Origin of the sequence: Roseburia sp. AF42-8 (assembly GCF_003435965.1) — a bacterium.
In the GTDB taxonomy this organism is placed as follows: domain Bacteria; phylum Bacillota; class Clostridia; order Lachnospirales; family Lachnospiraceae; genus Roseburia_C; species Roseburia_C amylophila.
The window spans coordinates 14,453-41,345 of the sequence record NZ_QTVB01000010.1 but is presented as its reverse complement, the minus strand read 5'-3'; the positions used below and the strand labels follow the sequence as shown (position 1 = coordinate 41,345).

The window sequence follows — 26,893 nt, the reverse complement described above, 5'->3', positions numbered from 1 at the left end:
CTCCGAGAACAGCATTAAGGAATTATTAATAAAATCATACAGATATTTTTCTTGTGTCTCATCTGCTGGGATGTTATAGTGTGCGTATCAATTGAAGTAATACGGATAATACACCTACGATATTCCAAAAGGAGGAAGCGAAGTGATACAGCTTAATTACAGGGATGCAAAGCCTATTTACGAACAGATTAAAGATGGAATGCGTCATCTTGTGATTTCCAATGCATTGACAGCGGATGAAAAACTGCCATCTGTGCGTGAACTGGCAGCAACACTGGCAATTAATCCGAATACCATCCAGCGGGCATACCGGGATCTGGAGAAAGAAGGATATGTCTATACCATTTCCGGGAAAGGCACATTTGTGGCTTCCCAGAAGCATGTAAAGGATGCAAGAACTGTGGAATTAAAAGGACATTTTGATGAAATCGTATCAGAATTACTGTATCTGGCAGTAGAGCCGGAGCAGTTAAAACATCGGATAACGGAACTGGAAGGAGGAGAATATATTCATGATACGGGTAAATAATGTAGTGAAGACATTTGGAGATTTCCGGGCGTTAGACGGTGTAAACCTGCATGTAAAGGATGGAGCAATTTATGGACTGGTAGGACCAAACGGAGCCGGGAAATCTACGATAATAAGACATATTACCGGAATCTATAAGCCGGATGCCGGCGAAATAGAAATAGCCGGGATGCCGGTGTATGAGAATCCTCAGGCAAAGGCCAGATTTGCATATATTCCGGATGATCTTTTCTATTTCCAGCAGGCAGATGTCATGGAAATGAAACGCTTTTATAAGGGAATCTATAAGACTTTTGATGAAGATTTGTTTTTCCGGATCCGGGATGCGTTTTCGAATATTGATCCGAAGATGACCATTCGGAGAATGTCGAAAGGCATGCAGAAGCAGGCGGCTTTCTGGCTGGCAATCAGCTGCAGACCGGAGCTTATGATTTTAGATGAGCCGGTAGATGGACTAGACCCGGTAATGAGAAGGCAGATCTGGAGCATTATCATGTCTGATGTGGCAGAACATGGAACTACGGTGTTAGTATCTTCCCATAACTTAAGAGAGCTGGAGGATGTCTGTGACCATGTGGGCATTATGCATCATGGAAAAGTAATGTTAGAACGTTCCTTAAGCGAACTACAGGGAAGTGTCTGTAAGATTCAGGTGGCATATCAGGAAAGAATGCCGAAGCTTCCGGCTGATTTTGAAGTGTTACATATGTCCAGTACAGGAAGGGTATATACCATGATTGTAAAAGGCAATCCCAAAGAGGCAAAGCTGCGGTTAGAACAGACTTCGCCGATGCTGATTGATGTGCTGCCTCTGACATTGGAAGAAATTTTTATTTACGAATTAGGAGGTGCGGATTATGCGGTCAAAGACATCTTACTTTAATAAGACGGTATTTTGGAAAAATATTACGCATTTCTGGCCTGTCTGGTTGATTTATACGATATTGCTGCTATGTATGGTTCCTCTGCGGCTGTTAGTGAATTCCGGGATTTCTTATGAAGGTTATTCAGCACAGGAAATTAAAGAAATAAAAATGAATAATTTTATGCAGATTCTGTTTTCGGATGGAAGCGGTGCGCTTATTGCACTCCTTAGTCTGGCAATTGGAATTATTGCAGCAATGGCAGTATTTTATTATCTTTATAATAACAGAAGCTCACATCTGTTTCATTCACTGCCATTGAAAAGAACAGAACTTTTTATCAGTAATTTCCTGTCAGGATTCTGCATGATTGTGGTTCCTGTACTATTGGCGTTTATTATTGGAACAGTATGCTGCATTATGCAGGGAATTACAAGTCTGCAGTATCTGCTGGCGCGGGCACTGATGCTGACGGGAGAGGGCTTTTTCTTCTACAGTATGGCAATTTTCGTTGGCATGTTTACCGGTCAGTTATTGGCAATGCCGGTATTCACGATTATTCTGAACGTATTATATATAGGATGCCGCTATGTGATTACATGTATGATTAGTACAATTGGCTATGGTATGGCGAATTCTTATGCTGACCGTATGAATAGTATTTTATCACCGGTGATATATCTTTCAAATAAGGTGGGAGTAGAGTATGACTATTTAGAGGACAGGATAGAATACCATATGTTTGGCCTTTCGGTTGTAGGGATCTATGTGCTGGTGGGTGTGGTGCTGATAGTGATATCCTGTCTGCTTTATCAGAAACGTAAACTGGAAACCACGGGAGATGTGCTTACAATTCCGGCAACCCGCCCGGTGTTCCGCTGGGGAATGGCTTTTTGTGTGGCTTTTCTTACTGCAATTCTGCTGAGCGGACTGTTTGGCGTGCTGGTACATACATCACTGGGCAATTTCCTGATGGTTTTATTTACAACATTGATTGCAGGTTTTCTGGCATTTTTCATTGCGGAAATGATTTTGACGAAGAAGCTGCGTGTAGTGACCAAAAAGAGATTATTAGAATGCGGCGTCATGTTAGGAATTTCAGTCGTATTTCTTTTTTGCATCAAATGGAATGCTTTCGGACTGGAAAATAAAATCCCGGATAAGAAGGAAATTGTCGCAGCAAATATTAACTGCTATTTTGATATAGAAGAAAATTCAGAAAGCGGAATTGATGAAATTATGAGTATTCATCAGCAGATTATTGATTCAAAGAAGGAATTTCAGGCATATCAGGGCTCGTCTGATTTAGATAAGGCATTGCAGTGGGTGGAGATTGATTATCAGCTTGCGGACGGAAGCGTTATGGTAAGAAGCTATGATGTACCGGCTGCTAAAAATTATTATGAAAATGCAGATTCGGTTGTTTCAAGAATTTATGCTATGTCTATGGATCCAGAGAATTATCTCAAGGGGAATCTGATGGTGAATTATGATGATCCGAATAATCATATTATTTCAATGGAGTTTGATGCCTATGACCAGAATTTGGAATATGACAGCATTAATATAAATGATGAGCGGGCACAGGAAATATATGATGCTTATCTTAAGGACATCCGGGCAGGACATATTTATCTGAATACAGTAAATGATAACTACTATAAACATACGTATATCAATGGACTGTATCTGCATGTCTATAACAGTCAGGGAATCCAGCTTACCAGGAGAGAACAACGGATGTGGGGAATGGAAAACAGTAAAGATTATTATTTCAATTTGAATTTGAATGATCGTTGTGTATACACGATTAACAAACTGCTGGAGTTACATATCATTGAGTCAGAGGATGAACTGATGACATTACAGGAAATGGAAGACAGAAGCATGAGCATGGAGCAGGAATAAGTGGAAGGGTGGAATAACTGTTGTTATTCTGCCCTTTTTATTGTAAACTAGAGAGGTATTATAATATAGAAAGATTGAGAAAATAATTTATGCATACAAAGAAACATGTCATCAGTGGAGTAAAACCGGACAGTATTGCCATGGAGCTTGAGCTTGAGCCGGGAGACGAACTGATTTCCATTAATGGCAAAGAAATAGAAGATGTATTTGACTACCAGTTCCTGACAGAGGACGAGTATCTTCTGGTGGTAGTAAGAAAGAATAATGGCGAAGAGTGGGAACTGGAAATTGAAAAAGATTATGATGAAGACCTTGGAATCGAATTTGAAAATGGGCTGATGGACGATTACAAATCCTGTTCCAATAAGTGTATGTTCTGTTTTATTGACCAGATGCCGCCGGGCATGCGTGAGACACTTTATTTTAAAGATGATGATTCCAGACTTTCCTTCTTACAGGGGAATTATGTAACGCTGACCAATATGAAGGATAAGGATATTGAACGTATCATATACTACAATCTTGGACCGATTAATGTGTCGGTGCATACCACGAATCCGAAGCTTCGCTGTACCATGTTGCACAACCGTTTCGCTGGAGAAGCCTTAAAGAAAATCAAACGCTTATCAGATGCCGGAATTGAAATGAATGGACAGGTTGTACTCTGCAAGGGCGTCAATGATGGCGAAGAGTTAGAGCGGACCATCCGTGATCTGACAGAATACATTCCAAATATGCAGAGCCTTTCTATTGTACCGGTCGGCCTGACAAAATACCGGGAGGGCTTATATCCTTTGGAAGCTTTTGAAAAAGAGGATGCAGGAAAAGTCTTAGAGCAGATTCACCGCTGGCAGGATTATTGCATGGAGCATTTCGGTACACACTTTGTGCATGGAGGAGACGAGTGGTATCTTCTGGCAGAGCAGCCTCTTCCGTCTGCAGAAAACTATGATGGGTATATCCAGCTGGAAAATGGCGTGGGAATGATTACACTGCTGCGGGATGAATTCCGGGAGGCACTTGCAGCAGAAAAAGGTGATGCCAATCTGAAAAGGACAGTTACGCTGGTAACCGGAAAGCTGGCAGGACCGATTTTGGAGGAACTGACAGGAGAAATGAAGGAGAAGTTTCCGAATGTAAAGATACGGGTCCGTGTGATCCGAAACGATTTCTTCGGAGAACGGATTACCGTTGCAGGACTTCTGACCGGACAGGATATTATCGCACAGCTTAAGGACGAAGATTTGGGAGATGAGATACTGCTGCCATGCAATGTATTGCGTATGGGAGAGGATGTTTTCTTAGATGACATCACATTGACGGAGCTGAAAAGAACTTTACAAGTACAGGCAGATATTGTAAAATCAAGCGGGCAGGATTTGCTGAATGCAGTCCTTGGAAGGAGACAGAATGAGTAAACCAGTAGTAGCTATTGTAGGCAGACCAAACGTAGGAAAATCAACACTTTTTAACGTGTTGGCAGGTGAAAGAATTTCTATCGTACAGGATACACCGGGGGTAACCCGTGACCGTATATATGCCGAAGTATCCTGGCTTGACTATAACTTTACCTTAATTGATACCGGCGGTATTGAGCCGGACAGCGGAGATATTATTTTATCCCAGATGCGGGAGCAGGCACAGATAGCCATTGATACCGCAGATGTCATTATTTTTATTACGGATGTAAGACAGGGGCTTGTAGATGCAGACCAGAAAGTAGCTGACATGCTGCGCCGTTCCAAGAAGCCGGTTATTCTTGCAGTAAATAAAGTAGATGATTTTAAAAAATATATGCCGGATGTTTATGAATTTTATAATCTTGGAATTGGTGACCCGGTTCCGGTATCTGCAGCATCCAGACTTGGAATCGGTGATTTGTTAGATGAAGTGGCAAAGCATTTTACCCAGGAAATGTTAGAAGAAGCAGAAGATGACAGACCGCGCATTGCCATTGTAGGTAAGCCGAACGTAGGTAAGTCATCACTGATTAACAAGCTGACGGGTGAAAACCGTGTGATTGTTTCTGATATTGCCGGAACTACAAGAGATGCCATTGATACCGATATAAAATATAATGGCAGAGAATATGTATTTATTGATACGGCAGGACTCCGGAGAAAGAATAAGATTAAAGAAGAATTAGAGCGTTACAGTATCATCCGGGCAGTAACAGCAGTGGAACGTGCAGATGTGGTCATTATTGTAATTGATGCTACAGAAGGCGTAACGGAGCAGGATGCCAAGATTGCTGGAATTGCCCATGAAAGAGGCAAAGGAATTATCATTGCAGTGAATAAATGGGATGCCATTGAAAAGGATGATAAGACCATTTACAAGCATACAGAGAAAATTCGTCAGATTTTAAGCTTCATGCCATATGCAGAGATTTTATTTATTTCAGCCAAGACCGGACAGCGTACCGGCAGGATTTTTGAGACCATTGATGTAGTGCTTGAAAATAACAGCATGCGTGTGGCGACCGGTGTATTAAATGAGATTATGGCAGAGGCAGTTGCCATGCAGCAGCCGCCGACCGATAAGGGAAAACGCTTAAAATTATATTATATTACACAGGCAGCGGTAAAACCGCCAACTTTTGTTATCTTTGTAAATGACAAGAACCTGATGCATTTTTCCTATACAAGATATCTGGAAAATAAGATTCGGGAAGCATTTGGCTTTAAGGGTACTTCCCTGAAATTCATTATAAGGGAAAGAAAGGAAGATTAATAAAATGTTATTCGGACGTGTAATATCAGTAGGAATCGGATATTTATGCGGTATGTTTTTATCCGGTTTCTTATATGGAAAGAAAGAAAATGTGGATTTACGTAAGGTGGGCAGTGGAAATGTAGGAACTACCAACACCATGCGTAACCTCGGCGTGAAGGCAGGCATTCTTACCTTGATCGGTGATGTGTGCAAGGTATTTATGGCAATGGTCATTGTATGGCTCATTTTCCGGAACCGTTATCCGGACAGTGTAAAGGTTTTAGAACTTTATGCTGGTGTGGGCTGCATCTTAGGCCACGATTTCCCGGCTTATATGAAATTTAAAGGTGGAAAGGGAATTGCCTGTACCGGCGGTCTTCTGATTGGCTTTTGTCCGCTGGCAGTGCCAATAAGCCTTGGAATTTTTATTCTTGTGGTAGCAATCACACGGTATGTTTCTTTAGGTTCCATACTTGGTGTAATCAGTCTTGAAATACAGATTATCGTATTCGGCCAGATGGGACTGCTTTCCGTACCGGAGCAGTATCTGACAGAGGTATATATTGTATTTGGTTTTGTGGCGGGACTGGCAATCATTTTACATCATGCCAACATCGGAAGACTTCTTAAGGGAACCGAGAACAAATTCAGCTTCCATTCAAAGAAACAGGAAGCATAGGAAAGGGAAAAACAAATGTCTGATATTAGTATCATTGGAGCCGGAAGCTGGGGAACTGCTTTATCGGTGGTATTACATAAAAACGGTCATAAGATTACAATCTGGTCTGCACTTGCACCGGAAATTGAAATGTTAAAGGAAAAGCATGAGCAGGCAGAAAAACTTCCGGGCGTTATTTTACCGGATGATATTATGTTCACAACAGATTTAAAAGAAGCAATCGAGGGAAAAGACATGCTCGTCTTAGCAGTGCCTTCTCCATTTACCAGAAGCACAGCAAAAGCAATGAGCCCGTTCGTAGCAGAGGGACAGCTTATTGTCAGCGTGGCAAAGGGAATTGAAGAGAATACGTTAATGACTTTATCTGAAATCATTATGGAAGAGATTCCACAATGTGAGGTGGCGGTTTTATGTGGACCAAGCCATGCGGAAGAAGTAGGAAAAGAAATCCCGACCAGTCTGGTAGCAGGAGCAAAGAAGCGTGCCACAGCAGAATTGGTTCAGAACACCTTTATGAGTGAAGTATTACGTGTTTATACCAGCCCGGATGTACTGGGGATGGAAATCGGAGCATCTTTAAAGAATGTCATTGCACTGGCAGCAGGTATGGCAGACGGACTTGGTTATGGAGATAATACCAAGGCAGCACTGATTACCCGTGGAATTTCAGAGATGGGAAGACTTGCCCTTGCCATGGGAGCGAAATATGAGACCTTAAGCGGACTGACCGGAATGGGCGATTTAATCGTAACCTGTGCCAGCAAGCACAGCAGAAACCGTCGTGCCGGATATCTGATGGGGCAGGGATATACCATGCAGCAGGCAATGGATGAAGTAAAGATGGTAGTTGAGGGTGTCTATTCTGCCAAAGCAGCAATTGCTTTAGCGAAGAAATATCATGTAGATATGCCGATTATTGAACAGGTCAATGAAGTATTGTTTGAAAATAAACCTGCGAAAGATGCAGTAAAAGAACTGATGCTCAGAGATAAAAAGGTAGAGCATGACGACCTGGAATGGCAGTAGGAGAAAAGGAGTTTTTAGCAGAATGGAAAAGATTCGTATCAAATATTTTACAGATAAAATCGAAAAGCTTACATATATCGATGGCAAATCCGACTGGATTGATCTTCGTGCATCCGAAGAAGTCGAAATGAAAGCAGGAGAATTTAAACTGATTCCTCTTGGTGTGGCAATGGAGCTGCCAAAGGGATATGAAGCACACATTATGCCAAGAAGTTCTACTTATAAGAATTTCGGAATTATTCAGGCAAACAGCTGCGGAATCGTAGACGGTTCCTACTGTGGAGACAATGATATGTGGAGACTGCCTGCAATTGCAATGCGTGATACCGTGATTCATGTTAATGACCGTATCGCACAGTTCCGTATTGTAGAGAATCAGCCGCAGATTCATTTTGAAGAAGTAGAAAGCCTGGGCAACCAGGACAGAGGTGGTTTCGGAAGTACCGGAATCCAGTAAATTATCAAACAGGGGGTAAATCAAATGGAAGAACGTATGGTCAAATTTTATTCAAAGGAAAACAACAATCTTGCATTACATGCAATACCGGGGCATTTTGCCACCAGTCATTCGCACATCAATTACTATATTGATGTAACCAGTATGAAAGCCCGCGTGAAAGAGGCAAAAGAAGCTGCAAAAGTGCTTTACCAGAAGACCGGTAATCCATCCTATGTAGATACCGTTGTATGTATGGACAGAACAGAAATGATTGGCGGATTTTTAGCAGAGCGTTTTGAACAGGGAGATTTTATGTCAACCAATCTGCATGAGACTATTTATGTTATTTCTCCGGAGATGAACAGCAGCGGTCAGATGATTTTCCGTGATAATACCAAAAATATGATTACCGGAAAACATATCGTGCTTTTGCTGGATACAACAACAACCGGTGAGACAATCAGAAGATGCTTAGAGTGCATCCGGTATTACGGTGGAATTATTGAAGATGTAGTAGCAATTTTCTCCACTGTTAAGGAAGTAGACGGTCACAGAGTAGAAAGTCTCTTTACCGAGAAAGATGTACCGGGCTATCAGGCGTATGAGCAGCATGACTGTCCGTATTGTGCAAAAGGCATGAAGTTAGAGGCCATGGTAAATGGTTACGGATACTCTAAATTATAAAGAAAAGATAAACATTTTCTAAAGTGAAAACCCATTTCTTTCGTCGGATTGTACAAGAAAGAGATGGGTTTTCGTCACTCTGACGAAGAGATAAAAAAATGCACAGAATATCAGTCAGAACATACAAAAAAAAGAAAAATCTTTGTGGAATCCTCGCATAGCCAAAGTGCGCAATATCCTGTATGATAAGGACAGTTAAAAACGAACAAAACATTAGGAGGTTAAACCAATGGCAAGTTTATCATTAAAAAACATTTGTAAAGTTTATCCAAACGGCTTTGAAGCTGTTAAGGATTTCAACCTTGAAGTAGAAGATAAGGAATTCATCATCTTCGTAGGACCATCTGGATGTGGTAAATCTACTACACTTCGTATGATTGCAGGTCTTGAGGAGATTTCTTCCGGAGAATTATACATCGACGGAAAACTCGTTAACGACGTAGAACCAAAAGACAGAGATATCGCAATGGTATTCCAGAACTACGCTCTGTATCCACATATGACCGTATTTGACAATATGGCATTCGGATTAAAATTAAGAAAAGTTCCGAAGGATGAAATCAAGAAGAAAGTTGAAGAAGCAGCTAAGATCCTTGACCTTGAGAAATTATTAGACCGTAAACCAAAGGCTCTTTCCGGTGGACAGAGACAGCGTGTTGCTATGGGTCGTGCAATCGTTCGTAATCCTAAGGTATTCCTTATGGACGAGCCGTTATCCAACCTGGATGCAAAATTAAGAGTACAGATGCGTTCTGAGATTTCTGCTCTGCATCATAGATTAGGTGCTACAATCATCTATGTAACACATGACCAGACAGAGGCTATGACATTAGGAACCAGAATCGTTGTATTAAAAGATGGTGTTATCATGCAGGTTGATTCTCCACAGAAATTATACAATGAGCCAGATAACTTATTTGTAGCTGGATTCATCGGATCCCCACAGATGAACTTCGTAGATGCTAAATGTAATATTGAAGGAGAGAAAGTTTCCCTTACATTTGACAATACAACTGTTGTATTACCACCAGCAAAAGCTAAGAAATTAATCGAAGGCAACTACAACGGAAAAACAGTTGTTATGGGTGTCAGACCAGAAGATATCGATGATTCCCAGATTACAATTGAAACCTTCAAAGACAGCATCATTGAGACAGATGTAACCGGATATGAGTTACTTGGTTCTGAAGTATTATTATACTTCGAAGCTGCAGGAACTCAGATGACAGCTAAGGTTGATTCCAGAACACCGGCTCGTTTAGGTGATCATATCAAACTTGCTATCGATCCTGAGAAGGTTCATGTATTCGACAAAGAGACTGAATTGACAATTACTAACTAATTCGGTACAATCGAACTGAATATAGTGCAATAACCCGGGTGCTATATGCATCCGGGTGTTTTACTTTACAGGAAAGTAATTTCCTGTAAAGTAAAACACCCTCCGCGAGGATGCGCACTGCGGCGTATAAGGTAGATGTCGCAAGCGACCGCCGCAGGCGCGAGAATGTGCCAAGGCACATTCTTTGTTCTCAGTAAAAGTCTTTTCTCACATTATATATAAGTAAGGAGTGCGCAGAATGCTTTCAAATCATAAGCTACAGACAACATTAGAAGAAATCAGTGATATATCCAAAATCGGACTTGCCCTTTATGACGAAAACGGGAAGCAGGTTGCAGCAACATTTCAGATTGAGACAGATATGCGTGCAGAGGTTGTGAATTTTGCAGCATCCATGGCAGAAAGCCAGATGTTGTCGGGCTTTCATTTCTTTAAAGTAATTGCTGAACAGGAAGTGGAATATATTCTTCTGGCACGCTCCACTAATGATGAAGCATATATGGTGGGAAGACTTGCAGTATGCCAGATTCGGAATCTGATTGCCTTCAACCGGGAACAGTCGGATAAGAACAACTTTATGCAGAATATCCTTCTTGGCAATATGCTGGTTGTAGATATGTATAATAAGGCAAAAAAGTTGCATATTGAGCAGGCAAAGCGTCTGGTTTATGTCATAGAAGTAGATGGCAGAAAAGATTCTGTTATTGTAGAAATGGTGAAGAATCTTTTTGCAGACCGCAACCGGGATTTTGTGACAGAGTTAGACGAGCAGAACATTATCCTGATTAAGGATGCAACAGATTTGAAAACAGAAGAGGAAGCACTGAATCTGGCGAAAACAATTGTAGACAATCTGCATGCAGAAGCGATGGTGCGTGTCCGCGTGGGTTATGGCAATACGGTAAATACCCTGCAGGATATTGCCAAATCTTATCAGGAAGCCAAGATGGCACTGGAAGTAGGAAGAATCTTTAATGTAGAAGAGGAAACCATTTCCTACGGAAAGCTTGGCATCGGCAGACTGATTTACCAGCTTCCGATGAGCCTTTGCGAAATGTTTATCAAAGAGATTTTTGGTGAGCGGAATATTGATTTAGATGATGAAACGATGGTGACAATCCAGAAATTTTTTGAGAACAGCCTGAATATTTCAGAAACAGCAAGGCAGCTATACATCCACCGGAATACGCTGGTATACCGTTTAGAACGTCTGGAAAAGATGATTGGACTTGATATCCGCAAATTCGAGGATGCCATGACTTTTAAGATTGCCATGATGGTCATTGCACATATGGATTACCAGAATTAGCGGCCTTGTTTTGCAGAACTATGAAAATTCAATTATGTAAATTATATGGGACAGTACCAATCGGTGCTGTCCTTTTTTCGAAAAATTATCATGCGGAAATTGTGTAAAATGAATTGTAAAAATGAGCTTCAAGACAGAAATTAGTTAAAATGCACAAAAAAGAATTTCTTTTTTAGTTTATTTGCGGATAGCGAAAGTAAAAAAATTAGAATATAATTAATTATCGAAAAACTGCGAAAACGTATTCAGAGGGAAAACGTAATCGCAGGAAAGTATAAAATGAAACGATGAAAAGGAGAGGGAAAGATGAGAAAGTTAAAAGAACGCTTTCACAAGAAACATGGTATTGTAAGCAGAATCTTCAGTATGATACTTGCACTTGCCATGATTGTGACCATGGTTCCGGCAATCGGTGGTGCAACCACTGCATATGCTGCGAGCCCGACAATCCGGTTGTACCTGGACAAACCAAGTACATGGAATACACCGGTTGTCAATGTCTGGGCTGCCGGTGCTACGGTAGATAACGCTGGCGCAGGAAATGCCGCCATTTCACAATGGGGGGATCAGGAAAAACCAAAGCTTGCATATGAGGAAAGTTCTGGACTCTATTATGTAGATGTACAGAGCAGTGAGTGGACAGGTTTTCAGTTTGTTGATGCAGGTTCTACTGAGAAGGCTGCACCGGAGATAAAGACAGAAGGAGCTGCAATTGAGCAGATTAAGACTTTTACTTCTGATACAAGCATTTATTGTTTATTGGATGATAAGGGAAAATATCAGTGGTATAAGGATTCTTCAAAGAATGAAACATTGATTCCAGAGTCTGTACCAACAGAATGTGATCTGACAATTAATTATAAGAGCACATTAGGCAATGATGTTGCTGCATATATATATCATGAGACCAATAAGCCGGCAGGTGAATGGCCGGGAAAAACCATGACTGCAGCAGAAGGTCATGAAGGCTGGTATACAATGCATCTGACATTAGATAACAGCACAGATTATGATCTCATTTTAAATGATGATGGACATGGAAACCAGTTAGACGGAGTAACACTTTCTACAAAAGGAAAGGCAGAAGCAGAGTACTGGTTTGATGGTTCTTTGTCAGAGACAAAACCTGCTGATTGGAAATATGTAACAACCATTCATTATCTTGCATCAGGAATGGGAAGTACTATTTACAATCATATGTGGGGAGCAGATGCCTCTGCAACAGGAGCAGGTGTTGGAAAAGAATGGCCGGGCGGACAGATTTCAGAAAATGCTGACCATTCCGGATGGTATGATGTAGTATATACACAGGATGTAAAACAGAATTTCAGCTGCATTTTTAATAATAACAGTGGGGCACAGACGGATAATATTGATGTCTCTGTAACATCAACAAGTACTGAACTCTGGGTTACCGGAACCAAAGCTGGTGGTGATACAACCGTATATAAAACAGCACCGGACAGCTGGGAGGCACCGGTTCCAGACCACACATTTACAATGTATTATTACAATGAGGATTTATCAACAGACACAGACATGGGAAAAGTTGATATGTGGATGTGGAATGCCGGATTAAATGGATCATATGTTTTTGATGAAAAAGAATATGATGCTGCAAATAATGTGACATGGTTTAAAAAGACCATTACAGTTGCCGGCAGTAATGTGGGAAAAACAGTAGGATTAAAGGCACGTTATGACATAACACAGGGATGGGATGGCGGCTCTGATACCGCAGACCGTTCTTTTACAATAAGCGGTGATGAGAATGAGGTATTATATTATGTGGATGGTTCAGATCCGGTTCATGAGAAGCCTGTAATCGTACCAATGGAAAAGAGATACCTTGTATTGGATTATGAGAATCCAGGATTAAAAGAAAAAGGAATTACACCACAGTTCTATACATGGTCATCAGGATATGCTTCAGCATTAACCGATTTTACATACGTAGGTGGAGATAAATGGACAATAACAATTCCAGCAAAACCATCCTGTACAAAGGTTGATTTTTGTATCGCATTAGATTCAACAGTTGATCCGTGGATTAAAGATGGTGGAGACCATTCAGTTACATTCCCTTCTGACCAGAAGGTTATATATGCCAGCATGAAAGCCGGCGGTGAGCCGGAAATTGCTATGCCATATAATGTTGGCTATGAAGTAGATGCAGAAAAACAACAGGTATCATACTACTATCGTGATGATGCAGCATTTGTAGATGGCACCTTAAAGGATATGACTGTAGCTGTTGACGTAAACGGAACAGAGTATCCAATGACATACAATGATACAACAAAGCGTTTTGAGTATGTAAAGAGTGGTTTAACAGATGGCAAAACACATTATCGTTACAAAGCAAATGGAACTTATGCTGTAGATGCATTCAATTCAAACAGCGAAAAGTACAATAATGCAGATTACTCATATTTTGAATACTATAAATTAAATGCAACAGTTACAGCAGAAGTTATGAATAAATCCTTTAACTACAACGAAAATGATGTTGTTAAGTTTAAGGTTGAACAGGATAGTTCAGATACGAAAACATTAGAAGTAGCTAGTGCTAGTATCGATGTTTCTTCCCTTGGCGGAAGCAATGCAATGCCGATTGAACCGGAATTGCAGGCAGTTACCATTTCTGCTACAACAGATACAACATTAGGAATTAAGACATTACCAATTACTGTAACAGACCAGTACGGTAATAAATTCAGTACTACAGTGGATGTTGAAATTACAGACCGTGTGAAGGAAAACAAAAATGATTTCGACTGGGATGAATCTGTTGTCTACTTTATGGTGACAGACCGTTTCTTTGATGGTAATGAATCTAATAATACAGCAAGTGGTGCAGATACATATGGAGACAATCCGGGACTGTATCATGGTGGAGATTTTGCAGGTGTAACAGCTAAGTTAGATTACTTACAGGATTTAGGTGTAAATACAATCTGGATTACACCAATAGTAGAGAATGTGAAAGGTGTAGCTGTAACAGATGAAGGTTCAGAAGATGTTCCTTATAATGCAGCATACCATGGATACTGGGCAAGTGATTTTACAAAATTGAATCCGACACTTGGTACAACAGAAGAATTTGAAACTATGATTAGCGAAGCACATAAACGTGGCATGCGTATTATGGTTGATATTGTTGTAAACCATGCTGGATATGGTACAGAATCAACATTTGCTGATATGCTTAGGGATAAGAGCGTCAGTGAAGGCGATATTAAATCATGGCAGTCTGGCTTGCCGGATTTTGCAACAGAAAAAGCAGATGTCAGGGCAAAATTAGTAGAATGGCAGACATCATGGATGAAGGATTATGGTGTTGACTATTTCCGTGTAGATACAGTAAAGCATGTTGACAGTACAACATGGGCAGCACTTAAAAATTCTACAACAGAAGTAAATCCATCCTTCAAGATGATTGGAGAATATTATGGCGCAGGATATGCGTCAAATGGTAGTACCTTAGGTACAGGTCAGATGGATGCAGACCTTGATTTTGATTTTAATGACCAGGCAACAAGCTTTGTCAGTGGTAATATTTCTTCTGTAGAAAGCTTCCTTTCTTCCAGAAATACAGCACTTAATAACGCATACATGACCGGTCAGTTTTTAAGCAGTCATGATGAAGATGGATTTAAGGCTGCCTTAATGAAAGGAAAAGGATATACCGAGGATGAGGCAACATCAGCAGCGTTAGTTGCAGCTACCTTACAGCTTACTGCAAAGGGTATTCCGGTTATCTATTATGGTGAAGAAGTTGGTTTAAGCGGATTAAATAATTATCCATACCAGACTAATAGATATGACATGGATTTCTCTCTGGCAACAGAGGACAATGTAACTTATCAGCATTATAAGAATCTGCTGAGCATCCGTAATGCATACACAGATGTATTTGCAAGAGGAAGCAGAAAGGTTGTGGCAAGTTCTGATGAGGAAGGCTATGATGTAGTTTCAAGATCTTATGGAGGAACAACCTTATATGTTGGTATGAATATCAAGGATACCGCAAAAGAAGTAAAAGTTCCGGTTAATGCAAATGTAGGAAATGCAGTTGTAAATCTTTATGATGGTAAAACATATACTGTTTCTTCTGATAAGACAGTAACAGTTACCATTCCGGCAGCAAAGGATGGCGGTACTGTAGTGCTGAGAGCAGATAAAAAGATTAATCTTGACATTACTGTTCCGGGTAAAGATTTCCAGGAAGTAATTGATACCATTGATGCTGTGGGAGATACAGCAAAGATTAATGTTACAATGCCAGATACCACAAAAGTTCCGGCAGAAGTATTCAATGGCATGATTGGAAAAGATATTACCATTACCTTCAAGCTGAACGACAACGTAAGCTGGATTGTAAACGGAAAGAACATTGTAAGTAAATTAAAAGATGCAATAGACCTCGGTGTAACCGTAGGTAAGAGCAGCATTCCGGCTGATAAGATTAAAGCATTAGCTGGAGACAACAAGACCATTGAACTTTCACTGGCACATGACGGAGCATTTGGATTTGATGCTACACTTCGTGTCAACGTTGGTGCAGAGAACAGTGGAAAATATGCAAACCTTTACTATTATAATGAAAAGACCGGAGCATTAGAATATGTTCAGGCTGTAAAGGTAAATGCAGACGGAACCGTTGATTTCAAATTCTCACATGCATCTGAGTATGTTATTGTACTTAGCAATACAGATATGAAACCAGCAGCATCTACAACTCCGAATGCAACACCTGTTGTAACAGCAGAGAAGCAGGTTAAGACAGGAGATAATACTCCGATTGCCTGCATGGTAGTATTGTTATTCGTTGCAGGAGCAGCGGTAGTTGTACTTTACAGAAGACGTAAAAGAGTCTAAGCAGAGAAAAACTGCAAACAGGAGAGTTTAGTTTTTATAATGTATATCGTCTGAAATAAGAGGATAGATGGAAAGGGCAGCGAAAGCTGCCCTTTCCCCTTTTAACCCTCTTGGATAAATAAAAGTACAAAAGGAATAAATCAGGACAGAAGATTGACATACTATTCCTAAGGTGTTATTCTTAGTTCCGACTGAATTACTTGGAAATAGGACGAAAATAGCTGATAAAGCAAATTGATAAAGGAGGAAAACCGATGGAATTAATCTATCTGGACAATGCGGCAACAACAAGAACGGACGAGCGGGTAGTGGAGGCAATGCTTCCTTATTTTACCCGGTATTATGGAAATGCATCTACCATTTATGCATTAGGTGAGGAAAGCCGTAAGGCAGTAACAAGGGCCAGAGATATTATTGCAGCAGGAATCGGTGCGAAACCGGAAGAAATATATTTTACGGCAGGTGGAAGTGAATCTGATAACTGGGCACTGAAAGCAACAGCAGAAGCTTATAAAGAAAAAGGAAAACATATCATCACCAGTAAGATTGAGCATCATGCAATTCTTCATACCTGTGAATGGTTGGAAAGACAGGGCTTTGAGGTAACTTATCTTGATGTGGATGAGAATGGACGTATCAATCCGGCAGATGTAGAAGCTGCAATCCGTCCGGATACCATTCTGATTTCTATTATGTTTGCCAACAATGAAATCGGTACCATCGAGCCGATTGCAGAGATTGGTTCAATTGCCAAGGCACATGGAGTTTTATTCCATACTGATGCAGTACAGGCATTTGGTCAGGAGCCAATCCAGGTAGATGAAATGAATATTGATATGTTAAGCAGCAGTGGCCATAAATTAAACGGACCAAAGGGAATCGGTTTCCTCTATATCAGAAAAGGTGTAAAAATCCGCTCCTTTGTACATGGTGGTGCACAAGAGAGAAAGAGAAGAGCCGGAACGGAAAATGTACCGGGAATCGTAGGCTTCGGTAAAGCTGCAGAGTTGGCATTTGCTTCCATGGAAGAGCGTACTGCAAGAGAAAGAGAATTGAGAGATTATATGATTTCCCGTTTTGAAAAGGAAATCCCATATGTGAAAATCAATGGAGACAGAGAGCATCGTCTTGCCAATAATGTCAATGCATGCTTCCGTTTTGTGGAGGGAGAATCCATGCTGATTATGTTAGATATGAAGGGGATTTGTGCATCCTCCGGTTCAGCATGTACTTCCGGTTCCTTAGACCCGTCTCATGTATTGCTGGCAATTGGACTGCCACATGAGATTGCACATGGCTCACTCCGCCTGACTTTAGGCGCAGATACCACCAAAGAGCAGATTGACACCACGGTAGACGCAATCAAAGAGATTGTTGCACATTTACGCAGCATGTCACCGTTATACGAAGATTTTGTAAAGAACCAGCAGTAATAGAGAAGAAAAGGAGTAACGATTATGTATAGTGAAAAAGTTATGGATCATTTTCAGAATCCGAGAAATGTAGGGGAGATTGAAAATGCCAGCGGAGTAGGAACAGTAGGAAATGCAAAATGCGGTGATATCATGCGAATCTATCTTGATATTGATGATAATGGTGTGATTCAGGACTGTAAGTTTAAGACCTTTGGCTGTGGTGCTGCAGTTGCAACCAGCAGTATGGCAACAGAACTGGTAAAGGGAAAGACCGTACAGGAAGCATTACTTGTAACCAATAAAGCAGTAATGGAAGCATTAGACGGACTTCCACCGGTTAAAGTGCATTGTTCCCTTCTGGCAGAAGAAGGTATTCATGCTGCACTTTGGGATTATGCTGAGAAGAATGGCATTGTCATTGAAGGCTTAAAGAAGCCGAAGAACGACATCTCTGAGGGTGAAGAAGAGGAAGAATATTAAAAACAACATATCCATATTGACATAGTAGGAAAAAAGGAATATACTGTACCCATAGACAAATAGAAATGGAGGTACAGTATGAAGATTTCAACAAAGGGACGTTATGCTGTCCGACTTCTTCTTGATATAGCAATGAATGATGAAGTTGAACCGGTACGTCTTAAAGATGTTGCGGAACGTCAGGATATTTCCATGAAATACTTGGAACAGATTATTTCTACACTGGTACGGGCAGGGTTTGTTAAGAGCATCAGAGGCCCACAGGGAGGATATCGTTTATCAAAGACACCGAAGGAATATACAATAGGGATGATATTGCGTCAGGTAGAAGGAAGCCTTGCACCGGTATCGTGTCTTGAGGATGATGTGAACACCTGTGAGCGTCAGTCAGAATGTGTAACACTTCGTATCTGGAAAGAATTAAACGATGCGATTAAGAGTGTAGTAGACAAGTATACGTTAGAGGATTTGATGGAATGGCAGCAGGATATCAGCAGCGATTATGTCATTTAAATGGACGAGGTCGGTGTGTACCAATGAAACAAAATATTTTAAATAATTTATTTGAAAAAAGTCTTGACAATTGGTACACATCGTTTTATATTATATTTAATCCATATCAAACAGATAGGAAATATATGAATTTAGGGAAAAGGAGATTATCATCATGGCAAACATTTATAAAGGAACATTAGGACTGATTGGAAATACACCATTAATCGAGGCAGTTAATTTAGAAAAGGCATATAACTTAGAAGCAAAATTACTTTTCAAACTCGAATATTTCAATCCGGCAGGAAGCGTAAAGGACCGTATTGCAAAAGCAATGATTGAAGATGCAGAAGCAAAAGGACAGTTAAAAGAAGGTTCTGTTATTATCGAGCCGACATCCGGAAATACAGGAATTGGTCTTGCAGCACTCGCAGCAGCCAAGGGATACCGTATCATTCTTACTATGCCGGAATCCATGAGTGTTGAACGTAGAAACATCTTAAAGGCTTACGGCGCAGAAATTGTTCTGACAGAAGCAAGCAAAGGAATGAAAGGTGCAATTGCAAAAGCGGATGAACTTGCAAAAGAGATTCCAAACAGCTTTATCCCGGGACAGTTTGTAAACCCTGCAAATCCAAAAGTACACAAAGAGACAACAGGACCGGAAATCTGGAAAGATACGGACGGAGCAGTAGACATCTTCGTAGCAGGAGTTGGTACAGGTGGAACCGTAACAGGAACTGGTGAATACTTAAAAGAGCAGAAAGCAGATGTTAAAGTTGTAGCAGTAGAGCCGGCATCTTCACCGGTATTATCCGAAGGTAAGAGTGGAGCACATAAGATTCAGGGTATCGGTGCAGGATTCGTACCGGATGTATTAAACACCAAAGTATATGATGAGGTATTTCCGGTAGAGAACGAAGATGCTTTCCGTGTGGCAAAAGAAATTGCACACAAAGAGGGCGTATTAGTAGGAATTTCTTCCGGAGCAGCAGCTTATGCAGCAATTGAACTGGCAAAGAGACCTGAAAATAAAGGAAAAACAATTGTAGCTTTATTACCGGACAATGGAGACAGATATTATTCAACAGCTTTATTTATAGAGTAATTTGCAGTAGAATAGAAAAAATCTGATGTAACATCAGAGTGACAGAAATAAATAACAGAACGGAGAAAAAGAAGATGAGCACAAAGAAAAGCAGAGCAGAACGTAATTTAAAATTTGAAACTTTACAGTTACATGTAGGACAGGAAAATCCGGATCCGGTGACAGATGCAAGAGCAGTCCCTATTTATCAGACATCATCCTATGTATTCCGCAACAGCGACCATGCGGAAGCAAGATTTGGTCTTGCAGATGCAGGAAATATTTATGGAAGACTTACGAATCCGACAGAAGATGTATTTGAGAAGAGAATTGCAGCATTAGAGGGTGGAGTTGCAGCGTTGGCAGTAGCATCTGGAGCAGCAGCAATTACTTATACGATTGAAAATCTTGCACAGAATGGTGACCATATTGTAGCTGCAAAGAATATCTATGGTGGTTCTTATAACCTGTTGGAGCATACACTTCCACAGTACGGCATTACAACAACCTTCGTTGAGCCGGAGCCGGAAGCATTTGAAGCAGCAATCAAAGACAATACAAAAGCTTTATATATTGAGACATTAGGAAATCCTAACTCAGACGTAGCTGATATTGAAGCCATCGCAAAAGTAGCACATGCACACAAGATTCCATTAGTCGTAGATAACACTTTTGCAACACCTTATCTGGTTCGTCCGATTGAGTATGGCGCAGACATCGTGGTACATTCTGCAACAAAATTCATTGGTGGACACGGAACAACAATTGGTGGAGTTATTGTAGACAGCGGAAAATTTGACTGGGAGGCAAGTGGAAAATTTGCATCCTTAACTGAGCCAAACCCAAGTTATCATGGCATCAGTTTTACCAAGGCAGTAGGACCGGCAGCATTTGTAACCAAGATTCGTGCAATTTTACTTCGTGATACAGGAGCAACTTTATCTCCGTTCCATGCATTTATCTTCTTACAGGGATTAGAGACGTTATCCTTAAGAGTAGAACGTCATGTACAGAATGCATTGAAGGTAGTAGAGTTCTTAAATAACCATCCACAGGTGGAGCGTGTAAATCATCCTGCAGTAAGTACAGATCCAAAGCAGCAGGAATTATATAAGAAATACTTCCCGAACGGTGGAGGTTCTATTTTTACCTTTGAAATCAAAGGTGATGACAGAAAGGCAAAAGATTTCATCGACAATCTGGAAATCTTCTCCTTACTGGCAAATGTTGCAGATGTAAAATCTCTGGTGATTCATCCAGCATCAACCACGCATTCCCAGCTTAGTGCAGAAGAATTAGAAGAGCAGGGAATCAAACCGAATACCATCCGCCTTTCTATCGGAACAGAAAATATTGACGATATTATTGAAGACTTAGAGGAAGCATTCAAGGCAGTAGAGTAAATGCCAGAAAGAATTAAAAAGAAAAGCATGAGATAAAAGAAGTCTCATATACTTTAGAAAGAGTATATGAGGCTTTTTTTATGAAAAAATGGAAAAGGATACTGGCAGTGGCGGTAATGCTGGCATTGGTATTTTGTGCAGGCCGTGGGAGCGCAGTGCTGGTAAAAAGCTGGCAGAATGGCGGCTTACTGGGAGTAAATGCAGTGGCATCTACAACAGAGAACTGGGGACTTGGATTTGGTGAATCGGGGACACAGCCAACCGGAAATGCCACACCGGAAGAATTGCGGAAATATAATACATATTTTATTGGTAATGGCGATGATAAGGTGATTTACCTGACCTTTGACTGCGGCTATGAGAATGGAAATACGGAGAAGATACTGGAAGCATTGAAAAAGCATGATGTAAAGGCAACCTTCTTTGTAGTAGGGCATTTCTTAGAGACCAGTCCGGATCTGGTAAGGAAAATGGTGGAAGAAGGTCATACCGTAGGAAACCATACTTATCATCATCCGGATATGTCAGAAATTGCAGATGTATCGTCATTTCAAAAGGAAGTTGAAGATGTCAAGTTACTTTATGAAGAGATTACAGACAAGGAGATGGTAAAATTTTACCGGCCGCCGCAGGGAAAATACAGTGAGTCAAATCTGAAAATGGCAAAAGAATTAGGTTATTATACTTTTTTCTGGAGTCTTGCCTATGTGGACTGGGATCCGGATAATCAGCCGGCAAAAGAGGAGGCCTTTGAAAAACTCACCGGACGTATTCATCCGGGAGCTATAGTGCTGCTACACAATACTTCAAAGACCAATGGTGAAATCCTGGATGAACTCATTACAAAGTGGGAAGAGATGGGCTACCATTTTGGTACTCTGGATGAGTTAATCGCTGGTTCTAATTCTTAGAAAAAATTCTTAAATAAAACTTGTCTTTTTACTTCTTTTGTATTATACTCTTTGATTGGTAATACCAATCGGAGGATTTAGAAATGAAGTATTTTAGACAGTTTTTTTTAATTTTGGCAATTTCTTTTGCTGGAGAAATTCTGCATATGGTGCTGCCATTACCGGTTCCTGCAAGCATTTACGGACTGGTGTTAATGCTGCTTGCTCTGGTAACGGGTATCGTTAAGATAGAACAGGTGAAGGACACTGCGATATTCTTAATTGAAATTATGCCGGTGATGTTTATTCCGGCAGCAGTAGGACTTCTGGACTCCTGGAGCGTTCTGCGTCCGACTATTGTGCCGGTGATTGTCATTACAGTACTTACGACGATTATTGTTATGGTCGTGACCGGAAGAGTGACACAGAATGTGATACGAAAGGGAAGGGAGAAAGAAGAAAATGAATAATTTTGCAGGAGATACCCTTTTCTTTGGTGTAGTAATCAGTCTCATTGGATATGAAATCGGAGCACTGTTAAAGCGTAAATTAAAGCTGGCGCTGTTTAATCCACTTTTGATTTCTATTATTTTTGTTATGGTTGTATTAAGTGTAGGCAAGATTGACTATGACAGTTATTATGAAGGAGCAAAGTATTTAAGCTATCTTTTAACCCCGGCAACGGTATGTCTTGCTGTTCCGTTGTATGAGCAGCTGGAATTGTTAAAAAAACATAAAAGTGCCATTGTAGCAGGAATTATATCCGGTGTCATTGCAAGTGTGGGAAGTGTGCTTCTTTTTGCGGTGATATTTCATCTGAATCATGAGGAATATGTAACCCTTCTGCCAAAATCCATTACCACAGCAATTGGAATGGGAGTATCTGAAGAACTTGGAGGAATCGTAACGATTACGGTGGCAGTAATTATCATTACCGGAGTCTTGGGAAATATGATTGCAGAAGTGGTATGCCGTGTATTTCATATAGAAGAGCCGGTGGCAAAAGGACTGGCACTCGGTACTTCCGCCCATGCAATCGGAACCGCCCGGGCCATGGAAATGGGAGAAGTAGAAGGAGCAATGAGCAGCCTTGCCATTGCAGTAGCAGGACTTCTGACAGTAGCAGCAGCAACTGTATTTGCTAATTTTTATTGATGTATTTATGATACAATAATTTTGCAAGGGATGAAAGGAGATTCAGATGAAGGACAGAGAGTATAAGAGAGTAATGGCATTCGTAAAAGATGGAATACGGAGCGGGGAGTTTCAGGTAGGAAGCAAGCTGCCAACAGAACGTGAAATGGCAGAAACACTTGGTATGTCACGTCCATCTATCCGGGAAGCATTAAAGAGTATGGAGAATATCGGATTGATTGAAAGCCAGCAGGGCTCCGGCAATTATATTTGCTGCAACATGGAAAAAAGCCTTTCAGAAGTAATTAATATGATGCTGCTATTGCAGCAGGTAGATAAGGATGAGCTTGCAGAGGCACGCTGCCTTTTAGAATACACAATAGGTCTTCTCGCGGCTAAAAACATGGGTAAACAGGATATTGCGGAGTTAAAAGCACTGGCAGAATCTATGCAGAATGCTGACCAGCAGAGAAGTTATGAGATTGACCGGGAGTTTCATCAGAAATTAATATTAGGTTCCGGCAACCGCTTCATGATTACGATTATGCAGGTATTTTCTGAAATTTATAAGGAAAGTATCAAAAAAGGCTGGGAAAATGCAGATGCCGAGAAATTTGAAAAAATGTGGAAGCTTCATGTAGAAATTGCAGAAGCAATCGAAACGGGAGACCAGAGAAAAATCGATGCTGCCGTACAGGCACATTATGATATTATTCATAAGTAAAATGATGGTAAAAAAATGCCCGGTAGTGTTCCTTTTAGATAAGTCTGAAAAGAACCACTGCCGGGCTTTTTACGCGAGTAGCGAGAAAAATCGCATGCTTGCATGCAGATTTGGCGAGCACCGCGATAACTGCTGGAAACCTGCAAAGCGTGTTTCCCATGGTTACGCGGGTAGCTTAGCGGGCAAGTATTTCTAAGATTTCACCCACATACATGGTGTGAAGGTTGCCATCGGCATACCAGCTGCTTTCGATAGAAGAATCAATAAACTGGTCCGGAGTCATCTTTGTGGCAGATAATTTGCGGCAGATAAATACCAGATTTCCTTCGTCAATATAGGGTGTGTCCTTGCAGTAATCAAGATGCATTCGTGCATTCTCAATTTTATTTTCATCACGTCCGGAAACCGCTCCAAGATATTTTAAAGCTCCTTTATTGGACTCATCTAAAAAGGTCAGTGAAAATGTCTCACCATTATCAATAAATTCTTTGGTATAGCGTGTATCTCTTACAAAGATGTAGACAACATTTTTGCCCCAAAGGACACCAACACCGCCCCAGCTTGCAGTCATTGTATTTGCTTTTTTCTCATCACCTGCGGTGATTAACATCCATTCTTTGCCGATTTTAGTAAACGGATTCATTTCCATAAGGTCAATTGGATATGGTTGAAAAGTATGCATTATTTTTCCCTCCAGTAAATTCGTAATATGCATTTAGTATAGCATTGTATTTTTATAATTACTATGGGTTTGCGGTAAAAAGAATTCCGGAAAAGGTTTAAGTTATGAAATTTATTGATACAATTCTGCAATTCTGGAAACTGCCACATAAATTTCGGAAATACGGTACCAGGTACGGAAATCCACAATTCCGGTAACTGGAAGCCCAAAGATGGACTGGAATTTTTCTACGGCAGCTTTGGTGGCAGGACCATAAATGCCATCCACGGTAATAGTCGGAAGCGCAGGATAGTTACGTGCAATCCGGTTCAGCTGCTCCTGTAGCATCCGCACCTTATCCCCGGTAGAACCAATCTCAAGGTTGCTGCCCGGCCAGGAAGCAGGTACACCACTGATTTCATCCGCCGTGTTGATATACATACTGCTGCCGTAATAGTAGCGCAGAATCTCAATGGTGGAATATCCCTGGTCGGCTAAGTATTTCGACCCCCACTGAGTCATCCAGTTCGGGCAGCTTACCCGCTGCCCGTCACAGTACTGTGTCAGAATCGGCTGGCGGACGTTCGGACGGGAAAGGTAGCTGTTAAACATCTCATCGACGATATTGGAAATGTTGGAAAAGATGTTTCTGCCGTAGACAAATTTGTGGTCAAAGGCGGTGGAAGAAGTAATGGTAAAATCATAGCCTTTGTTCCGGTACCACTCCGTATACACCCGGTTCAGGGTAAAGGACATAATCGCTAAAATATTTGCACGGAGAGCTGCATCCGGCCAGGTAGCATAGATTTCGCTGGAGGCAACATTTTTGATGTAATCCCGGTAGCGGACATAGTAGTCGTTGGCGGAAGAATCGCTTGGCGGTCCGTCATGGACAATAACATATTCCGGGATGACAACACGGCTTAAGACAATTTCGCCGCTTTCATTCATCGGCTTGATTTCATCCTCTGGGATTTTCGGCGGAAAATTCCCATAGAGAGTGTTGGCAGTAATAACAATATTTCGTTCCGGGGGATTTTCCACGGTGGCAGTTTCCATCCGGACATTTTGGATGGAAGTTTTATCCGGCAGAACGGAGATTCCGGAAATGTTGATGGGACGGTAGCCGGACGCATTTACCTGAATGGTATATTCCGAGTAAGGCTGGAATTCAGAAGGTTCCATGCTATATTCTAAGGGGGGAGCCGGCAGTTCAACTGCTGCAGTCTGACCGGAAATGTCAGTTGATAGTTCTTCAATGATTTCAGTAGGATTTCCCGTATAGGAAAGACGGATGGAGGCATCTTTAATAGGGAAAAAGCCACGCTCTGTGGTGACATGAATCCGCAGTTGCCCCATGTCCGTGGTTTTTTGCATATAAGAAAGGTTTGACATATGGAAACCTCATGATATTTATTCCATAAAGTATATGCCGGAATGGAGAAAAACGTGTTATACTGTTGCATAATGAATGGAGAAATAACATGACAAATTATAAAATGATAGTGCAATACGATGGCAGCAGATACAGCGGATGGCAGGTGCAGGGAAATACGGAGCAGACCATTCAGGGAAAGCTGCAGTCGGTATTGGAGAAAATGACAGGAGAAGAAATAGAGATACATGGCTCCGGAAGAACGGATGCGGGCGTGCATGCCATGGGACAGGTGGCAAATTTTAAACTTCAGAGTGCATATGAACCGGAAGAGATAAAGAGGTACTGCAACCAGTATCTGCCGGAGGATATTGTGGTATTGGAGGTATCCGAAGTACCACTCCGGTTTCACAGCAGATTAAACGCAGTAAAAAAGACTTATTGCTATCGCATTTTTTTAGGAGAGAAGCCGGATGTATTCCGGAGAAAATATGTAACACCGGTGGCAGAAAACCTGAATATTAACAAAATGAAGGCAGCGGCGGAAGTGCTGATTGGAACCCACGATTTTACTTCTTTTTGCGGCAACCGTCATTTCAAAAAATCGGCAGTACGGACGATTTATGAGATTCGCTTGGAAGAGAAAAAGGATGAACTTGACATTTCTTTTACCGGAAATGGATTTTTACAGAACATGGTGCGAATCCTTACCGGAACACTGTTAGAAGTTGGAACGGGAAAGCGGGAAGTTCGTGAGATGAAAGAAATATTAGAGGGCAGAAACCGCAGTCTGGCAGGACCAATGGCAGCAGCAAAGGGACTGGTGCTCATAAATGTGGAATATGAATAGATAAGGC

General features: G+C 41.1%; 24 protein-coding genes. 22 read left to right on the top strand and 2 right to left on the bottom strand.

Features of this window, described 5'->3' with window-relative positions:
• Window positions 1–142 precede the first annotated feature (142 nt).
• The 21 genes from DW059_RS06180 to DW059_RS06080 all read left to right on the top strand — a co-directional run bounded on the left by DW059_RS06180 (window position 143) and on the right by DW059_RS06080 (window position 24,000).
• Window positions 143–529 carry a GntR family transcriptional regulator gene (locus DW059_RS06180; protein WP_117698189.1) on the top strand — a complete coding sequence of 129 codons (387 nt, stop codon included), beginning with the start codon at window positions 143–145 and terminating at the stop codon, window positions 527–529.
• A complete protein-coding gene (locus tag DW059_RS06175) occupies window positions 513–1,412 on the top strand; it encodes an ABC transporter ATP-binding protein (RefSeq protein WP_117698188.1) in 900 nt (299 codons plus the stop codon). Before DW059_RS06180 ends, DW059_RS06175 begins: the two co-directional genes overlap by 17 nt.
• Window positions 1,387–3,300 carry an ABC transporter permease gene (locus DW059_RS06170; protein ID WP_117698187.1) on the top strand — a complete coding sequence of 638 codons (1,914 nt, stop codon included), beginning with the start codon at window positions 1,387–1,389 and terminating at the stop codon, window positions 3,298–3,300. The genes DW059_RS06175 and DW059_RS06170 overlap by 26 nt, the downstream gene beginning before the upstream one ends.
• A gap of 89 nt (window positions 3,301–3,389) precedes the next feature.
• Window positions 3,390–4,718, top strand: a complete 1,329-nt coding sequence (locus DW059_RS06165; RefSeq protein WP_022242466.1) for a DUF512 domain-containing protein — start codon at window positions 3,390–3,392, stop codon at window positions 4,716–4,718.
• Complete coding sequence (der, locus tag DW059_RS06160; protein ID WP_117698186.1) at window positions 4,711–6,033, top strand: ribosome biogenesis GTPase Der; 1,323 nt, start codon at window positions 4,711–4,713, stop codon at window positions 6,031–6,033. The genes DW059_RS06165 and der overlap by 8 nt, the downstream gene beginning before the upstream one ends.
• Before the next feature lie 4 nt (window positions 6,034–6,037).
• Window positions 6,038–6,694 carry a glycerol-3-phosphate 1-O-acyltransferase PlsY gene (gene plsY, locus DW059_RS06155; RefSeq protein ID WP_022242468.1) on the top strand — a complete coding sequence of 219 codons (657 nt, stop codon included), beginning with the start codon at window positions 6,038–6,040 and terminating at the stop codon, window positions 6,692–6,694.
• Between the two features lie 15 nt (window positions 6,695–6,709).
• Window positions 6,710–7,720 carry an NAD(P)H-dependent glycerol-3-phosphate dehydrogenase gene (locus tag DW059_RS06150; protein WP_022242469.1) on the top strand — a complete coding sequence of 337 codons (1,011 nt, stop codon included), beginning with the start codon at window positions 6,710–6,712 and terminating at the stop codon, window positions 7,718–7,720.
• 22 nt (window positions 7,721–7,742) lie between these two features.
• A complete protein-coding gene (locus DW059_RS06145) occupies window positions 7,743–8,177 on the top strand; it encodes a dUTP diphosphatase (RefSeq protein ID WP_117698185.1) in 435 nt (144 codons plus the stop codon).
• A 24-nt stretch (window positions 8,178–8,201) separates the two neighbouring features.
• A complete protein-coding gene (locus DW059_RS06140; RefSeq protein ID WP_022242471.1) occupies window positions 8,202–8,843 on the top strand; it encodes a phosphoribosyltransferase in 642 nt (213 codons plus the stop codon).
• A 229-nt stretch (window positions 8,844–9,072) separates the two neighbouring features.
• Window positions 9,073–10,185, top strand: coding sequence for an ABC transporter ATP-binding protein (locus DW059_RS06135; RefSeq protein ID WP_117698184.1), 1,113 nt, complete (start codon window positions 9,073–9,075; stop codon window positions 10,183–10,185).
• A 238-nt stretch (window positions 10,186–10,423) separates the two neighbouring features.
• A complete protein-coding gene (locus DW059_RS06130; protein WP_117698183.1) occupies window positions 10,424–11,494 on the top strand; it encodes a PucR family transcriptional regulator in 1,071 nt (356 codons plus the stop codon).
• Window positions 11,495–11,800: 306 nt separating this feature from the next.
• Window positions 11,801–16,375: an alpha-amylase family glycosyl hydrolase gene (locus DW059_RS06125; RefSeq protein ID WP_242986141.1), complete on the top strand. Its 4,575-nt coding sequence runs from the start codon at window positions 11,801–11,803 to the stop codon at window positions 16,373–16,375.
• A 254-nt stretch (window positions 16,376–16,629) separates the two neighbouring features.
• On the top strand, window positions 16,630–17,808 hold the full coding sequence (gene nifS, locus DW059_RS06120; RefSeq protein ID WP_117698182.1) for a cysteine desulfurase NifS: 1,179 nt from the start codon (window positions 16,630–16,632) through the stop codon (window positions 17,806–17,808).
• 24 nt (window positions 17,809–17,832) lie between these two features.
• Window positions 17,833–18,270, top strand: coding sequence for a Fe-S cluster assembly scaffold protein NifU (nifU, locus tag DW059_RS06115; protein ID WP_022242477.1), 438 nt, complete (start codon window positions 17,833–17,835; stop codon window positions 18,268–18,270).
• Window positions 18,271–18,348: 78 nt separating this feature from the next.
• Complete coding sequence (locus tag DW059_RS06110; RefSeq protein WP_117698181.1) at window positions 18,349–18,783, top strand: RrF2 family transcriptional regulator; 435 nt, start codon at window positions 18,349–18,351, stop codon at window positions 18,781–18,783.
• A 154-nt stretch (window positions 18,784–18,937) separates the two neighbouring features.
• Window positions 18,938–19,870, top strand: a complete 933-nt coding sequence (gene cysK / locus DW059_RS06105; RefSeq protein WP_117698180.1) for a cysteine synthase A — start codon at window positions 18,938–18,940, stop codon at window positions 19,868–19,870.
• 74 nt (window positions 19,871–19,944) lie between these two features.
• Window positions 19,945–21,252 (top strand): O-acetylhomoserine aminocarboxypropyltransferase/cysteine synthase family protein, encoded by a 1,308-nt coding sequence (locus DW059_RS06100; RefSeq protein ID WP_022242480.1) that lies wholly within the window; start codon window positions 19,945–19,947, stop codon window positions 21,250–21,252.
• An 80-nt stretch (window positions 21,253–21,332) separates the two neighbouring features.
• Window positions 21,333–22,163: a delta-lactam-biosynthetic de-N-acetylase gene (pdaA, locus tag DW059_RS06095; protein WP_117698179.1), complete on the top strand. Its 831-nt coding sequence runs from the start codon at window positions 21,333–21,335 to the stop codon at window positions 22,161–22,163.
• Window positions 22,164–22,246: 83 nt separating this feature from the next.
• The gene (locus tag DW059_RS06090) at window positions 22,247–22,612 is read left to right on the top strand and encodes a CidA/LrgA family protein (RefSeq protein WP_117698178.1); all 366 of its coding nucleotides are present in this window, start codon (window positions 22,247–22,249) and stop codon (window positions 22,610–22,612) included.
• Window positions 22,605–23,297 carry an LrgB family protein gene (locus DW059_RS06085; protein ID WP_117698177.1) on the top strand — a complete coding sequence of 231 codons (693 nt, stop codon included), beginning with the start codon at window positions 22,605–22,607 and terminating at the stop codon, window positions 23,295–23,297. The genes DW059_RS06090 and DW059_RS06085 overlap by 8 nt, the downstream gene beginning before the upstream one ends.
• A gap of 46 nt (window positions 23,298–23,343) precedes the next feature.
• On the top strand, window positions 23,344–24,000 hold the full coding sequence (locus DW059_RS06080) for a FadR/GntR family transcriptional regulator (protein WP_117698176.1): 657 nt from the start codon (window positions 23,344–23,346) through the stop codon (window positions 23,998–24,000).
• A gap of 175 nt (window positions 24,001–24,175) precedes the next feature.
• Here DW059_RS06080 and DW059_RS06075 read toward each other — a convergent pair whose 3' ends face one another.
• The gene (locus DW059_RS06075) at window positions 24,176–24,682 is read right to left on the bottom strand and encodes a flavin reductase (protein WP_117698175.1); all 507 of its coding nucleotides are present in this window, start codon (window positions 24,680–24,682) and stop codon (window positions 24,176–24,178) included.
• A gap of 111 nt (window positions 24,683–24,793) precedes the next feature.
• Complete coding sequence (locus tag DW059_RS06070) at window positions 24,794–26,056, bottom strand: peptidoglycan-binding protein (RefSeq protein ID WP_117698174.1); 1,263 nt, start codon at window positions 26,054–26,056, stop codon at window positions 24,794–24,796.
• Window positions 26,057–26,145: 89 nt separating this feature from the next.
• Here DW059_RS06070 and truA point away from each other — a divergent pair, with 89 nt between their 5' ends.
• On the top strand, window positions 26,146–26,886 hold the full coding sequence (gene truA, locus DW059_RS06065) for a tRNA pseudouridine(38-40) synthase TruA (protein WP_117698173.1): 741 nt from the start codon (window positions 26,146–26,148) through the stop codon (window positions 26,884–26,886).
• Window positions 26,887–26,893: the final 7 nt, after the last annotated feature.

Coding starts and splice junctions, on each gene's coding strand:
- DW059_RS06175 (WP_117698188.1), top strand. CDS start 513: ATGATACGGGTAAATAATGTAGTGAAGACATTTGGAGATTTCCGGGCG.
- DW059_RS06170 (WP_117698187.1), top strand. CDS start 1,387: ATGCGGTCAAAGACATCTTACTTTAATAAGACGGTATTTTGGAAAAAT.
- DW059_RS06165 (WP_022242466.1), top strand. CDS start 3,390: ATGCATACAAAGAAACATGTCATCAGTGGAGTAAAACCGGACAGTATT.
- der (WP_117698186.1), top strand. CDS start 4,711: ATGAGTAAACCAGTAGTAGCTATTGTAGGCAGACCAAACGTAGGAAAA.
- plsY (WP_022242468.1), top strand. CDS start 6,038: ATGTTATTCGGACGTGTAATATCAGTAGGAATCGGATATTTATGCGGT.
- DW059_RS06150 (WP_022242469.1), top strand. CDS start 6,710: ATGTCTGATATTAGTATCATTGGAGCCGGAAGCTGGGGAACTGCTTTA.
- DW059_RS06145 (WP_117698185.1), top strand. CDS start 7,743: ATGGAAAAGATTCGTATCAAATATTTTACAGATAAAATCGAAAAGCTT.
- DW059_RS06140 (WP_022242471.1), top strand. CDS start 8,202: ATGGAAGAACGTATGGTCAAATTTTATTCAAAGGAAAACAACAATCTT.
- DW059_RS06135 (WP_117698184.1), top strand. CDS start 9,073: ATGGCAAGTTTATCATTAAAAAACATTTGTAAAGTTTATCCAAACGGC.
- DW059_RS06130 (WP_117698183.1), top strand. CDS start 10,424: ATGCTTTCAAATCATAAGCTACAGACAACATTAGAAGAAATCAGTGAT.
- DW059_RS06125 (WP_242986141.1), top strand. CDS start 11,801: ATGAGAAAGTTAAAAGAACGCTTTCACAAGAAACATGGTATTGTAAGC.
- nifS (WP_117698182.1), top strand. CDS start 16,630: ATGGAATTAATCTATCTGGACAATGCGGCAACAACAAGAACGGACGAG.
- nifU (WP_022242477.1), top strand. CDS start 17,833: ATGTATAGTGAAAAAGTTATGGATCATTTTCAGAATCCGAGAAATGTA.
- DW059_RS06110 (WP_117698181.1), top strand. CDS start 18,349: ATGAAGATTTCAACAAAGGGACGTTATGCTGTCCGACTTCTTCTTGAT.
- cysK (WP_117698180.1), top strand. CDS start 18,938: ATGGCAAACATTTATAAAGGAACATTAGGACTGATTGGAAATACACCA.
- DW059_RS06100 (WP_022242480.1), top strand. CDS start 19,945: ATGAGCACAAAGAAAAGCAGAGCAGAACGTAATTTAAAATTTGAAACT.
- pdaA (WP_117698179.1), top strand. CDS start 21,333: ATGAAAAAATGGAAAAGGATACTGGCAGTGGCGGTAATGCTGGCATTG.
- DW059_RS06090 (WP_117698178.1), top strand. CDS start 22,247: ATGAAGTATTTTAGACAGTTTTTTTTAATTTTGGCAATTTCTTTTGCT.
- DW059_RS06085 (WP_117698177.1), top strand. CDS start 22,605: ATGAATAATTTTGCAGGAGATACCCTTTTCTTTGGTGTAGTAATCAGT.
- DW059_RS06080 (WP_117698176.1), top strand. CDS start 23,344: ATGAAGGACAGAGAGTATAAGAGAGTAATGGCATTCGTAAAAGATGGA.
- DW059_RS06075 (WP_117698175.1), bottom strand. CDS start 24,682: ATGCATACTTTTCAACCATATCCAATTGACCTTATGGAAATGAATCCG.
- DW059_RS06070 (WP_117698174.1), bottom strand. CDS start 26,056: ATGTCAAACCTTTCTTATATGCAAAAAACCACGGACATGGGGCAACTG.
- truA (WP_117698173.1), top strand. CDS start 26,146: ATGACAAATTATAAAATGATAGTGCAATACGATGGCAGCAGATACAGC.